Annotated in this window: 12 protein-coding genes and 1 pseudogene; 10 read left to right on the plus strand and 3 right to left on the minus strand. The window is 69.9% G+C overall.

Features of this window, described 5'->3' with window-relative positions:
• The first annotated feature begins 147 nt into the window (after positions 1-147).
• The 8 genes from ACIP4Z_RS33365 to ACIP4Z_RS33400 all read left to right on the plus strand — a co-directional run bounded on the left by ACIP4Z_RS33365 (position 148) and on the right by ACIP4Z_RS33400 (position 8,167).
• Positions 148-1,380 (plus strand): ROK family protein, encoded by a 1,233-nt coding sequence (locus tag ACIP4Z_RS33365; RefSeq protein ID WP_391164298.1) that lies wholly within the window; start codon positions 148-150, stop codon positions 1,378-1,380.
• 5 nt (positions 1,381-1,385) lie between these two features.
• Positions 1,386-2,672, plus strand: coding sequence for an extracellular solute-binding protein (locus tag ACIP4Z_RS33370; RefSeq protein WP_391051737.1), 1,287 nt, complete (start codon positions 1,386-1,388; stop codon positions 2,670-2,672).
• A gap of 16 nt (positions 2,673-2,688) precedes the next feature.
• Positions 2,689-3,669 carry a sugar ABC transporter permease gene (locus tag ACIP4Z_RS33375; protein ID WP_355343472.1) on the plus strand — a complete coding sequence of 327 codons (981 nt, stop codon included), beginning with the start codon at positions 2,689-2,691 and terminating at the stop codon, positions 3,667-3,669.
• Positions 3,666-4,508, plus strand: a complete 843-nt coding sequence (locus ACIP4Z_RS33380) for a carbohydrate ABC transporter permease (protein ID WP_355343469.1) — start codon at positions 3,666-3,668, stop codon at positions 4,506-4,508. Before ACIP4Z_RS33375 ends, ACIP4Z_RS33380 begins: the two co-directional genes overlap by 4 nt.
• A 65-nt stretch (positions 4,509-4,573) precedes the next feature.
• The gene (locus ACIP4Z_RS33385) at positions 4,574-6,043 is read left to right on the plus strand and encodes a glycoside hydrolase family 3 protein (RefSeq protein WP_401314174.1); all 1,470 of its coding nucleotides are present in this window, start codon (positions 4,574-4,576) and stop codon (positions 6,041-6,043) included.
• On the plus strand, positions 6,040-7,212 hold the full coding sequence (gene nagA, locus ACIP4Z_RS33390; protein WP_401314175.1) for an N-acetylglucosamine-6-phosphate deacetylase: 1,173 nt from the start codon (positions 6,040-6,042) through the stop codon (positions 7,210-7,212). Before ACIP4Z_RS33385 ends, nagA begins: the two co-directional genes overlap by 4 nt.
• Before the next feature lie 116 nt (positions 7,213-7,328).
• The gene (locus ACIP4Z_RS33395; RefSeq protein WP_401314177.1) at positions 7,329-7,697 is read left to right on the plus strand and encodes a VOC family protein; all 369 of its coding nucleotides are present in this window, start codon (positions 7,329-7,331) and stop codon (positions 7,695-7,697) included.
• 218 nt (positions 7,698-7,915) lie between these two features.
• Positions 7,916-8,167, plus strand: coding sequence for a hypothetical protein (locus ACIP4Z_RS33400; RefSeq protein ID WP_401314179.1), 252 nt, complete (start codon positions 7,916-7,918; stop codon positions 8,165-8,167).
• A 222-nt stretch (positions 8,168-8,389) separates the two neighbouring features.
• Here ACIP4Z_RS33400 and ACIP4Z_RS33405 read toward each other — a convergent pair whose 3' ends face one another.
• The gene (locus ACIP4Z_RS33405) at positions 8,390-8,569 is read right to left on the minus strand and encodes a hypothetical protein (protein ID WP_401314181.1); all 180 of its coding nucleotides are present in this window, start codon (positions 8,567-8,569) and stop codon (positions 8,390-8,392) included.
• Positions 8,570-8,609: 40 nt separating this feature from the next.
• On the opposite strand from ACIP4Z_RS33405, the gene ACIP4Z_RS33410 reads away from it, so the two are divergent.
• Entirely contained in the window at positions 8,610-9,143 is a 534-nt protein-coding gene (locus ACIP4Z_RS33410; RefSeq protein WP_401314183.1) for an AAA family ATPase, read from the plus strand.
• Positions 9,144-9,292: 149 nt separating this feature from the next.
• On the opposite strand, the pseudogene ACIP4Z_RS33415 reads toward ACIP4Z_RS33410, so the two are convergent.
• Positions 9,293-10,106: pseudogene (locus ACIP4Z_RS33415) on the minus strand (transposase); the annotation flags it as partial.
• A gap of 176 nt (positions 10,107-10,282) precedes the next feature.
• Complete coding sequence (locus ACIP4Z_RS33420) at positions 10,283-10,783, minus strand: hypothetical protein (RefSeq protein WP_401314185.1); 501 nt, start codon at positions 10,781-10,783, stop codon at positions 10,283-10,285.
• 240 nt (positions 10,784-11,023) lie between these two features.
• On the opposite strand from ACIP4Z_RS33420, the gene ACIP4Z_RS33425 reads away from it, so the two are divergent.
• Entirely contained in the window at positions 11,024-11,605 is a 582-nt protein-coding gene (locus ACIP4Z_RS33425; RefSeq protein ID WP_401314187.1) for a dihydrofolate reductase family protein, read from the plus strand.
• Positions 11,606-12,489: the final 884 nt, after the last annotated feature.

The following is a 12,489-nucleotide window of genomic DNA, read 5'->3' on the forward strand; positions in this document are numbered from 1 at the left end:
GCGGCACGAGCGGCTCCGCCGCACCCCGGAGCCGTCACCATCCGTGACCACTCGTGCTTTACCGGAATGTGATCCGCATGTCTGGATCTGTTCGCCGATTGGTCGCTACAGTAAGCGCATCGAATTAATCTCAGCCTGAGAGGAATTGTGGCAACTACCTCGCTACCCCGAGCGTCCAACCGCAGCGCGGTCCTGGCGGCGCTGCTCTCGGGTGCCCAGATGGACCGTCAGCAGTTGATCGCGACCACCGGCCTGAGCCGGGCGACCGTGTTCCGGATCGTCGACGACCTGATGGAGGACCGGCTCGTCCACGAGGGCGAAAGACTGGTGCGCGAAGGCCCCGGCAGACAGTCCACCGCAGTCGGGTTCAACGCCGACTCGGCTCTGGTCTGCGGAATCGACCTCGGCGGCACCAACTGCCGGGTCGTGGTCGCCGACGCGCTGGGCCGCGCGGTGATCAGGAGCCGGGACGCGACTCCGCGCGGCGCGACCGACGAGGAGCTGGCCCGGTGGGTCGCCGACCGGGTCACCGGCCTGGTCGCCCGGTACCGGGAGGACGCGCCTTTGCGGGCGGTCACGATCGGCCTGCCCGGTGTGGTCAGCGGCGACGGCACGACCGTCCTCGCGTCGCACAATCTCGGCCAGATCAAGGGCACCGCTTTCATCGACGCGGTCTCCGACTTCGTCGGAGTTCCGCTTACTGTCGGTAACGACTCCAATGTCGCCATGCTCGGTGAGCTCCAGTACGGATCGCTCCCCGACCGGGAGACCGCGGTCCTGCTGGCGATGGGCACCGGCCTCGGCTCCGCGGTCTCGATCGACGGGCGAGTCCTGCTCGGCGAGCAGGGGCTGCTGGGCGAGTTCGGACGGCTCCCGCTGCCCGGCCGCGCCGAGCGGCTGCGCGATCTGCTGTCCGGCGCGGACCTGGTCGCGTACGCCGCCACCCGCGGCGTACAGGTCCGCGGCGCCCAGGAACTGTTCGCCGACCCGGTGACGTACGCCGATCTCCTCGCCGAGGTGCACGCCTCGCTCGCCCACCTCGTGTCGATCGTCGCGCTCGCCTACGAGCCGAAGACCGTGGTGCTGACCGGCGGATTCTCCGAGTCGTTCGGCGCCGACGCGCTCACGGCCATCAGCGACCAGGTCGCGGAGACCGTCGGGGTGCGCAGCGCGGTCAGGCACTCCGACCTGGGCGACTCCGCGGGGCTCCTCGGCGCCATGGCGTCCTCCCTCGACCGGCACTACACGTCGCTCGGCATCAGCGCCGAGCACATCGCGGGCATCGACGTCGACCGGCACCTGGTGCTCGAACGGCTCGGCGCGTGCCCCACAACCAGCACCACGCAGGGCGACCAGCCCACCCCAGCAGCAGAAAGGTGAGAAGGATGAACCGTGCACGGTGGCGGTACGCGGTCACGTCGGTCCCGGTCATGGCGCTCGCGCTGACGGCCTGTGGCGGCAGCGGCGGCGCGGACGCCGCTTCCGACGGCAAGCTGACGGTCTGGATGATGACCGGCGGCCCCGGTGACAACGCGCTCATCAAGGACGTCAACGCCGCGTTCGCCAAGCAGCACCCCGACATGAAGGTCGACGTCCAGATCCAGCAGTGGGACGGCATCGCCACGAAGATCACCACGGCGCTGGCCAGCGGCAATCCGCCGGACATCGTGGAGATGGGCAATACGCAGACCCCGCTTCAGACGTACTCCGGCGGCCTCGCCGACCTCACCGCCGAGAAGGCCGGCTTCGAGAACTCGGCGAAGTGGCTGGCGGGGCTATCCGGCCCGTCCCAGTACGACGGCAAGCTCTACGCCACACCGCTCTACGGCGGCACGAAGGTCGTCATGTACAACAAGAAGCTCTTCGCCGACGCGGGCATCCAGCAGCCGCCGACGACGGTCGCCGAGCTCCAGGAGAACTGCGGGAAGCTGGCGGCGGCCAACAAGAAGACGGCGAATTTCTCCGGCTTCTACCTGCCCGGCCAGTACTGGTTCAACGGCATGCCGTTCCTGTTCGGCAAGGGCGGCACCATCGCCACGCAGAAGGACGGCACCTGGAAGGCCGAGATGTCCTCACCGGCCAACCAGGCGGGCCTCGCCGCGTGGCGCACCTTCCAGAACACCTGCTCCACCAAGTCCTCGGTCGGCGTCAACACCGACAGCCCCGACCAGGACCAGCTCTTCGCCGACGGCAAGGCCGCGATGGTCTACGTCAAGGCGTGGGAGCCCGCGGCGGTCCTGGAGAAGAACCCCGCGCTCAAGGACGACATCGGCTTCTTCGCGATGCCGGGCTACACCGCGGACAAGACCATGCCGGTGATCGTGTCCGGCTCGACCATCGGCATCGCGGCGAACAGCCCCGACAAGAAGGCCGCCCAGGACTGGCTGCGGATCATCACCGGCAAGCAGTTCCAGCAGAAGATGGCGCTCACCCTCAATCTGCTGCCGATCTCGCCGGACTTCACCCCGACCGGTGTTCCCGAGCAGTTGACCGTCGCGTCGAAGGCGGCGGAGATCAGCCAGCCGCTGCCGGGCAGTCCGGGCGAGGCGACGCTGGAGACCGAGCGGTACAACGAGCAGTTCTTCTCGAAGATCGCGGGCGGCGCCGATATCGCCAAGGCGTCCGCCGACTACGACAAGCACGCCACCGACGCATTCAACTCGCTCCACTAGGACCTCGGGGAACCCGATGGCAATGACCGAAAAGCGGAGCGCCCGGCGCGCTCCGACCGGTGTCCGCCCCCGGCCGCAGGCCCGGGGCGGCGCCGCCCGGCGGCGTCTGCTGCCGTGGGCGATGATCGCCCCCGCGGCTGTCGCGCTGCTGTTGATCCAGGGGTATCCCCTGCTCCGCCTGCTGGTGCTGTCCACGCAGGATTTCGGCCCCCGGTCGCTGTTCACCGGGCACGCCGATTTCGTGGGCGTCGACAATTTCACCCACCTGTTCTCCGACGCGGACTTCCGCTCGGTCCTGCTGCGCACGGTGGTCTTCACCGTGGTGTGCGTGGCACTGCTGATGGTGCTCGGATTCCTGATCGCGCATCTGCTGACCGGCGTCTCGGCGTGGGCCCGCGTGGTCACGACCGTGTCGCTGGTCCTGGTGTGGGCGATGCCGATGGTCGCGGCGACGCTGGTGTGGCAGTGGATGTACCAGCCGCAGTACGGGGTCGCGAACTGGCTGCTCACCAAGGTGCGAGTCTTCGGAGACCTCACCGCGTACGACTGGTTCTCCCACCCCCACCAGGCGCTCGGGCTCGTCATCCTGCTCACGGTCTGGAAGGGCCTGCCGTTCGTCGCGCTGACGCTCTTCGCGGCGCGCGGCCAGATATCCGAGTCGCTGTACGAGGCGGCGCGCCTGGACGGTGCGGGGACGCTACAGACATTCCGGCACATCACGATTCCGGTGCTGCGGCCGGTGCTGGCGATCCTGACCCTGCTGGAGGTCATCTGGTCGGTGAATTCGTTCACCCCGATCTGGGTGCTGACGCAGGGCGGGCCCGACGGGCAGACCACGACGCTCGGGGTGTACGCGTACATCACCGCCTTCAGCCGCAACGACTACGGCAGCGGCGCGACGATCGCGGTGGTGACCGTACTGATCCTCGCCGTGTTCTCCGTCGCCTACGTCCGCAGGACGGCGAAGCAGGGAGACGACCAGGGAGAGACGGCATGAGTATGCGCATGACCCCCGCGCGGCGCCGCCGCAGCGTCAACAACACGATCGCCGTGGTGATCTCCGCGGTGATGCTCTTCCCCGTCTACTGGATGGTGGCCACCGCGCTGAAGCCGCGCGGGAAGATCCTCAGCGCGGTGCCGCAGTTCATTCCCTGGCCGATCAGCCTGGGCAACTTCCAACGCGCCCTGGCCAAACCGCACTTCTGGGTGTTCGTGCGCAATTCGCTGACGGTGACCCTGTCGTCGGTGGTGCTGTCGCTGGTCATCGCGCTGTTCGCGGCGATCGCCATCGCCCGTTTCCGGTTCGCGGGGCGGAAGGTGCTGCTGGCGATCCTCGTTCTGGTGCAGATGATTCCGGCGGCGGCCATGGTCATCCCGGTGTATCTGATGCTGCGCTCGATCAACGCGCTGGATTACGTACCCGGCCTGGTGCTGACGTACATGACGTTCGTGCTGCCGTTCACGATCTGGACGCTGCGCGGCTTCGTGGACGGGGTCCCGGTGGAACTGGAGGAGGCGGCGCTGGTCGACGGGTGCGGCCGGTTCCAGATGTACGTACGGGTGCTGCTGCCGCTGCTGATGCCGGGCATCGTCGCCACTTCCATCTTCGCGTTCGTCAACGCGTGGGACGACTATCTGTTCGCCTACGTGATCATGAAATCGCAGGGCAATTACACGCTCCCGGTGTGGCTGGTGTCGTTCAAGACGTCGGAGAGCGTCGATTACGGCGCGATGATCGCCGCCTCCACCATTTTCTCGCTGCCGGTCCTGGTCTTCTTCCTGCTGGTGCAGCGCCGTCTTGTCGGCGGTATGACCAGCGGCGCGGTCAAGGGATGACCCGCGTGCCGCGTACCGGACCGGCTTTCGCTGTAGGGCTTACCGATCGAAGGAGTGAGGATTCCATGACCGAGCTGTCACGCCTTGCCCATGGCGTGCTGTTCCCCGCGCTGGGGCGCAAGACCGTGCCCCGGTGGGCCCGCGCCCGTGTCGAGGAGGGACTCGGCGGCTTCGTCCTGTTCGGCAAGGACATCGCCTCCGCCGAGCAGATCCGGCAGTTGACGTCCGACCTGCACGGCCTGCGTGAGCATGTGCTGCTGTCCGTCGACGAGGAGGGCGGTGACGTCAACCGGCTGGAGTCGTACGGGGGTACGTCGGTGCCCGGCAATCACGCGCTGGGGCGGCTGGACGATCCGGAGTCGACGCGTGAGGCGGCGTACCAGATCGGGCTGTCGCTGGTGGCGGCCGGCATCGACTGGGACCTGGCGCCCGCCGTCGACACCGCGGTCAATCCCCTGAGCCCGAACGGCATCCGCTGTTTCGGCGCGGACCGGACCCTGGTGGCCCGGCACGCCGCCGCGTGGGTGGAGGGTCTCCAGGCGGCGGGGGTGAGCGCGTGCGCCAAGCACTTCCCCGGCCACGGGCTGAGCTCCACCGACGCCCACCTGGGCACGCCCACCGTCGACCTCTCCCGCCAGGAGCTGGTCGACCACTATCTGGACCCGTTCCGAGCGGCGATCGCGGCGGGCGTCGACAGCATCATGGTCTCCCACGTGCTGCTGACGCAGCTCGACACGGTGCCCGCCACGATCAGCCCGGCGGTTCTGACGGGTCTGCTGCGCGGTGAGCTCGGGTACGACGGGGTCGTGATCACCGACGCGCTGGAGATGCGCGGCATCAGCGATGTGGCGGGGCTGCCGGAGGCGTCGGTCCGGGCGATCGCGGCGGGCGCGGACGCGCTGTGCCTGGGCGCGTGGGCGTTCGGCGACGACGTGGACGCGGCAGCCGCGGCCCTGGTCGCGGCGGTCGAGGACGGCAGGCTCCCGGAGGAGCGGCTGCGCGAGGCCAACGCCCGTATCGCCAAGCTCGGCACGCGCCCCAGGGCGACCGGCGCCGTGCACGACGACGCGGTGGGCGCGCGGCTGGCGCGCGAGGTGGTCGAGGTCCACGGCGACCCGGCGCTGCGCGGCCGGAAGGTGATGGTGGTCCGGCTGGACCCGACGCATTCGCCCGCTCAGGGCGGTGCGTCGTGGGGGATCGCGGAGCCGTTGCGGGCGGCGGGTCTTGAGGTGGAGTCGGTGGCGGTGGCCGGTGACACGTACAACGCGGAGGGAGTGATCAGGGCCGAGATCGGCCTGTACCTGGACGAGTTCGGGCCGGACGCCGACGTCGTGCTGCTGGTCCGCAGCCCGCACCGCTTCCCCTGGCAGCGGCCGGTCCTGGACGAGGTCCTGGCCCGGTGGCCGGAGTGCGTCGTGGTCGACATGGGCGTGCCGGGCGACGACTTCGGCGGATTCCGCGGCTGGGTGCGGACGTTCGGCGCCTCCGGGGTGTGTGCGCGGGCAGCGGTGGACGTGCTGCTGGCGGCCGGGTGACCGGCGGCGGGCAGGTGCTGACCGGCGGGCGCTTCGTGCGGGCCGACGGCGCTGTGACACCGGGGTGGCTGCTGGTCCGCGGCGGTCTGATCCATGCCATGGGCGAGGGCGGTCCGCCCCCGGTGCCGGAGCCGGTGGTGGATCTGCGGGGGCGGCTGGTCGTGCCGGGGTTCGTCGATCCGCACTGTCACGGCGGGGCGGGCCGTTCGGTCTACACCGGCAACGCCGACGACGTGCGGATCGCCGCGGCCGGGCACCTCGCCCGCGGCACCACGTCGATGCTCGCGTCGGTGGCCAGCCTCGCCCTGCCCGCGATGGAGGCGGCGGCGCGCGCGGTCGCCTCGGTCATCGACGACGGATCCGCGCCCAACGTGGTGGGCATCCATTTCGAGGGGCCGTTCCTGTCGCCGGGCCGCCGCGGCGCGCAGAGCCCGGACGCGCTGCGGGCGCCGGACCGTGCGGTGGTCGAGCGACTGCTGGCCGCGGCCGGGGGCCACGCGGTGTCGATGACGGTGGCTCCGGAACTGCCCGGTGCGCTGGAGCTGATCAGGGAGTACGCCGATCGTCTCGTGATCAGCCTCGGCCACACCGAAGCGTCCGCGGCGGTCTTCGCGCGGGCGGCCGGTGCGGGCGCCCGCTCGGTGACCCACCTGTTCAACGCGATGCCCCCGCTGGACCACCGGGAACCGGGCCCCGTCGCGGCGGCGCTCCTGGACCCCCGGCTGTCCTGCGAGCTGATCGTCGACGGCCACCACCTGGCCGACGACACGGTGCGCCTGGCCCACCGCACGGCAGGCGCCGACCGCCTGCTCCTGGTCAGCGACGCGATGCCGGCGGCGGGCATGGGCGACGGGACGTACCGTTTCGCGGACCGTGAGGTGACGGTGTCGGGAGGCGCGGCCCGGCTGTGCGGCACGGACACTCTCGCGGGTTCGACGCTCTTCGTGTCCCGCGCGTTCGGTCGCTCGGTCACTACGGTGGGTCTGCCGCTCGCGGACGCGCTCCGCATGTCGTCCACCACCCCGGCCCGGCTGCTGGGCCTGTCCGACCGCGGTGCCCTGCGCCCGGGCCTGCGGGCGGACTTGGTCGAGCTGGACGCGTCCCTGTCCCCGTCCCGTGTCTGGCTGGGGGGCCGCCCGGTCCTGCCCGGCGGCGGCGCGGGGCGGTAGGGGAATGCAGTGCGTGGGCGCCCGGTGCCGGTCCGGGTGCCCGCGTGCTGGGTCCGATGAGTTCGCCGTCGCCGAACGGTCTACCCAGCGACACGACCGTTCTCGACAGGAGTGCCATGTCCACCATCCAGCCCGTGATCGTGACCGCGAACCAGGACGTTCTGCTCGGCTTCTATACGCAGTTGTTCGGCGCTGAGGAGATCTTCCGGGAGCCGGCGGAAGGCCCGGCCTTCTACCTCGGCTTGCGCATCGGCGACACCGACCTCGGGCTGGTGGCCAAGGCGGACCCGGGTACGCCTGCGGCGCCGCGGATCCTGCTCAGCATCGGTGTCGCCGACGTCGATGAGACGTTCGGGCGGGTGGAGGCGCTGGGCGGCTCGGTCCGCGGCGGCCCCACCGACATGCCGTGGGGACAACGTGTCGCCCACATCTCGGATCCTGACGGCAATCCGGTGAATCTCACGCAGGCGGTCCCGTCCTGCTGAGGCTGCTGTGGGGTGTGTCCTGGAGGTGGTGGTTGTCGTGTATTTGATTCGCGGTGGGTGGTGGTCTGTGCGGCGTCCCGTGGCTTCGTGATGCGGGGCGGTATCTGTGCGGGTCAGGGGGTGGGGCGGCCGGTGAGTGTGTCAGAAAGCCGGGCGGTGCGGTCCGCCCTGCGCCGCCACGACCCCGGGGCAGCATTCTCCTGATGGAGAAAAGGGGCATGACAGCACTGATGTTCAAGGCCGCGTCGGCGTCGATCGGCGCGCTCGCTCCGGTGTGCGGGGCGTTCATCGTGGGTCCCGCACAGAGCGCTTCCGCCGCGGGCTGCGGGAGTTGGGGCAGCACCGGCACGGCCGGGGACATCGCGGGGGCCTGCACGCACGGGGAGGGATGCACCGCTGGGCAGCGGCAGGGTCCAGATCGGCGTCACCGTAGGGGCACCAAGGGCGAGGGCAAGGGGGCCTGCGCGTAGTTCCACGCTACGTATGCCGACGGTGGGACCCGGGATGAGTGGGTGTACGCCGCGGGGGCCGGCCACACCCTGGACACGTCCTTCAGCTATGCCTCCAGCGTCCGCGACATCTGGGTCCGGGAGGGCCTGGGCAACAACGGTAAGTGCACCCGGATGGCCGGGGGCGTACACACGGTCCGGCCCACGTAACAGGGGCCCGTTTCCCCGGTGGGCGCGGCAGCGCTACACCCGCCCGGATCTCGCCGAGTGCCAGGGGCCGGACTCCGGGGCCTGGTCCCTGCCGCCGTCTCCCCGTACGCCGACCGTGACCTCGTTGCCCGGCAGTTCGCCCGCGAGGAGGAGAGGCTCGGCCGCGACGGGTCGGGCCAGCGTCCCGGTCCGGCACCAGCGCTCCCAGGGCACCGCCTGCTTCGTGGCTTTCCGGCTCCGGCAGGATGGGGGCATGCTCATTGTGATCGGCGGACTCCCCGGCACCGGCAAGACCACCCTGGCCCGGCTGGCTGCGGCGCGCATCGGCGCGGTCCACCTGCGTATCGACACCATCGAACAGGCCATCGTCCGCTCGGGGCTGGCACAGCACCCCGTCGGACCGGCGGGCTACGTCATCGGATACGCCCTGGCCGAGGAACATCTCCGGCAAGGACTGACCGTGATCGCGGAATCCGTGAACCCCATGGCGGTCACCCGCGACAGCTGGCAGAGCGCGGGGACCCGGGTGGCTGTCCCCGTCGTCGAAGTGGAAGTCATCTGCTCGGACCCCGCCGAGCACCGCGAGCGCGTGACCACACGATCGATCGACATCCCCGACCTGCCCCTGCCCGACTGGCAGCAGGTCCTCAACCGCGACTACGAGCCGTGGAACCGGGAACATCTCGTCATCGACACCGCCGGACAGGACCCGCAGCAGTCACTCGCCCTGCTCCTTCACCATCTTGATCGCTCCGGCGGGATGCCAACCGAGGCCACCGAAGCCTGACGCACCGCGCTATGTCATGACCGGCTCAGCAACAGGCTCTTACCTTGTTTTTTTAACCAGTTCGCCGGGGTTTGGTGCCGACCTTGTGGTGGGCCGGTCGTTGGTATGCCTCGCTGCCGGTGAGGACTCGTCCCACGTCGTGGCGCGGTGAGCCATGCGGCCCACTGGGTCAGCCTGGGGTGCAGCCTGTCCCACGCCTGGGCGGCTGCCGTGCCGTGGTGCCGGGTGTCGGTGACGGCCTACTTCTGGCCCCAGGTGGCGGGGTCGCCGAAGACGAACTCCCCGCCGTGCTTGGGCAGCCGGTCGCCCTTCGGGTGTGCCCGGTAGAACTCCTCCCACGAGGGTGCCGGCCGACGCATCACCCGGTCCGAACGGGGTCGGCCCAGGACCTCGACCGGCAGACCGGACAGCGGGTAGGCGATGCGCGGCGCGTCTAGCCGGCGTCCGGAACGATCAGGATGTCCGGATCCCCTTCACCCGACTGACCTGCGGCGATGAGGCGATCGATGACCTCACGGACCTGGGCGGCGGTAGTGGCGGCAAGGTCGACGCCGGGGGGTGGGACGGACCGCGTCCAGGGGGGGCGGACCAGGAGGTGCGGCCGGTCTCCAGCGCGACGATGACCGAGTACGGCCAACCGGGCATCATCTGATGCTTCGCGCCGCCGCGGCCGTAGGTGTGGCGGAACGAGCGGTCCGGCACGGTGCCGGCGTCCGGCCGTAGCCACGGTCAAACGTCGACGGCCAGGACCAGCCGGCCGCCGGCCGCTCGCGGCAACGGCACCCCGGCCAGAGCCCGCAGCCGGGCGACATCGAGCCCGCCGCGGTTCAGCCCGGCGTAGAGGGAAGCATGATCCCGGCGATGCTCCGGCGTCAGGGCGAGATCGATCAGCGACCGCACCGGCCCGTCGGTGCACAGCACCGCGTCGGCCAGGTCGAACAGCGCGTCGGCACGGGCGGTCAGGCAGTTCTAGCAGTCCGTCCGGAACCGGGACAACCCAGCCAGGGACTCGACGCGGACAGCGTCGTGCAGCAGCCTCACCTCGCGGCCTTGGCATGATCGACAACGCACATGATCACACCAATGCTGCGCCGCTTTCCGGAAAAGGTGGGAACGCTCCTGGCGCTGGCAGGAGACCGTCAGGCACAGACCAGTGATGCGCGGATTCGAGCGATGCCGCGCAGGATCTCGTCCCGATTCTTCGCGCGCTTGATCCACAGTGGCAGACGGGCGACCAACGTCATCTTCTTCCCGGTGTCGTACCAGGGCGCTCGTTCGCGCAGCGACGCTTGGACGAAGCGCCGCAGCAAGTCGAGGTGTTCCAGGTCGTAGGCCCACAACCACCCGTGTCGAGTCTCAATTTGGAGCCACAACGGCGCGCCGAAGTATGGATCCGTCGCTGGCGCGGCGGTGCCCCGGGAGAGGGTGACAGCACGGCCGCTCCACAGCCGTGACAAGCCGCAGCTATGGCAGACCAGACGCCTCGGCCTGAACAGGGTCCGACCTCCGCAGCCAGAGCTGTCGGCCGCTGGAATGACAAGGGCGGCTTTCGCGCAGCCAGGGCATCGCACCATGATCGAGCTAAGGAAGTCGTACTTGGTGCTGCGCGGATCTCGGAACCGACCGGAGGACGAGGCCATGCGGTGAGTGTGCAACTGCCCACGGAGCTAGCGCACCCCGATTCGACGCCTCGTGTGCGACCCCCTGCCATCCCCGCCGAGAGCCACGCGAAGGTTGAACAACAAGCGTACGGCGAGTGTGGGCCGCCGCAGGTCGGGCTTCCTGGCTGTGGATTGACCGGGATCAAGGCACGGCAAGTCCGGAGGCGACAGTTCACGACACGCTAATTTTGCGGCACCCCAACAGCAGAGGAGAGCCCCGTGGGCAAGGTGGTCATGTACAGCTCGGTGTCGGTGGACGGCTTCGTCGCCGACGACAAAGACCAGCCCGGACCGCTGTTCGATTGGCTGTCCAGCGGTGACGTCCCGCTGGACGAGAGCGGCGTGCTGACGGTGTCGCAGGCGTCCTACGACTACATCCGGCCGTACTGGGACCAGATCGGAGTCACCGTCGTCGGCCGCCACGTCTTCGACCTGACGGACGGCTGGGACGGGAAGCCGCCGAGCGGGATCGACCACGTGGTCGTCGTGATCCACCGGCCGATGCCCGAGGGTTGGGACCCCGAGGCGCCCTTCCACTTCGTCGGCGGCGTCGAGGCAGCCGTGGCCAAGGCACAGGAGCTCGCGGGTGACCGCCTGGTCGAGGTCGCCGCCGGCGACGTCGGTGGCCAGGTGCTCGCCGCCGGCCTGGTCGACGAGGTCCGCATGGACGTCGTGCCCGTCGTGTTCGGCTCCGGCAAGCGCTACTTCGGTTCGGCCCCCGCGCAGCACCTGTTGGAAGACCCTGACGTGGTGATCCAGGGCAACCGCGTCCTTCACCTGCGCTATCAGGTGCGCCGCTGACCGACCTGACCGGACTCCGCGAAGAAGTCCACCGCGATCGAACACACACAGGGCGCCCCCCTCGTGGCCAGACACAATGCGGTCCCCAGACCCGGTAGTTGACCTGCGGCGGGTTCGAACCCCGCTGACGCGAACGACTCCCGGTCCAATTGTGTTGGCACGCGCCCGAGCTTCGGTGTCACAGGACAGCGGGGGCTACCAGCCTGTTTTGTGGCGGTTGTCGGGGTTGGCGGGGCTGTGGGCGGGGCAGCGCTTGCTTAACGGGCACGGCGGATGGGGGTTGCCGGTCAGGGTCGGCTCGTGGTGCTCGGGCGGCTGCTGGACCGGGAGGGCCAGGCCGTTCAGAGCAACCGAGAACTTTATGCCGGGCTCAGTGCGGCTGTCCGGGCGTGTCGCGCTGGGGGCAGGGACGTGGTGTTTGCTGTCAGGGGTGAGGAGTCCGTGGTCGCGGACGCCGTCGGTGCCGCGCGGCAGGTGTGTTACGACCGGTACGTCCGGGCCCCGGATGGTCCTCGGCGCGGCGGTTCTCGAGATAGGCAAAACGGTCGGCCGGTGCGTGGGTGCCGGCTGTCGCCTCGTCCGGCGCCTGCGGCTGATTCTCTCGGGAGGGGGGCCTGTCTGCCGTGCGGACGCGCGGCTTGTTCGGGCGAAGGGGTGGTTCGCGGGGTCCTCGTCCGGTGCGGTGTATCTGCTCCGGGATGCGTTGCGTGCCGAACTGGGTGTGCACGGTGCGCTGTCCGTCGAACAGCTCGGAGCCAAGGTGGTGGCGCTGTCCGGTGCCCGCGTGGCCCTTCAGCAGGAACGACGGCGCCTCCAGGCCCGACAGTCCGAACTGGCGGGCCGGGGCCGGTATCCGCGCCCGGCCACTGTCCGCTGTGTGGCCG

The organism is Streptomyces sp. NPDC088910 (genome assembly GCF_044749865.1).
Taxonomy (GTDB): domain Bacteria; phylum Actinomycetota; class Actinomycetes; order Streptomycetales; family Streptomycetaceae; genus Actinacidiphila.

Bases quoted from the DNA above. Each gene is read 5' to 3' on its own strand.
- ACIP4Z_RS33370 (WP_391051737.1), top strand. From the start codon at position 1,386: ATGAACCGTGCACGGTGGCGGTACGCGGTCACGTCGGTCCCGGTCATG.
- ACIP4Z_RS33375 (WP_355343472.1), top strand. From the start codon at position 2,689: ATGGCAATGACCGAAAAGCGGAGCGCCCGGCGCGCTCCGACCGGTGTC.
- ACIP4Z_RS33380 (WP_355343469.1), top strand. From the start codon at position 3,666: ATGAGTATGCGCATGACCCCCGCGCGGCGCCGCCGCAGCGTCAACAAC.
- ACIP4Z_RS33385 (WP_401314174.1), top strand. From the start codon at position 4,574: ATGACCGAGCTGTCACGCCTTGCCCATGGCGTGCTGTTCCCCGCGCTG.
- ACIP4Z_RS33395 (WP_401314177.1), top strand. From the start codon at position 7,329: ATGTCCACCATCCAGCCCGTGATCGTGACCGCGAACCAGGACGTTCTG.
- ACIP4Z_RS33400 (WP_401314179.1), top strand. From the start codon at position 7,916: ATGACAGCACTGATGTTCAAGGCCGCGTCGGCGTCGATCGGCGCGCTC.
- ACIP4Z_RS33410 (WP_401314183.1), top strand. From the start codon at position 8,610: ATGCTCATTGTGATCGGCGGACTCCCCGGCACCGGCAAGACCACCCTG.
- ACIP4Z_RS33420 (WP_401314185.1), bottom strand. From the start codon at position 10,783: ATGGCCTCGTCCTCCGGTCGGTTCCGAGATCCGCGCAGCACCAAGTAC.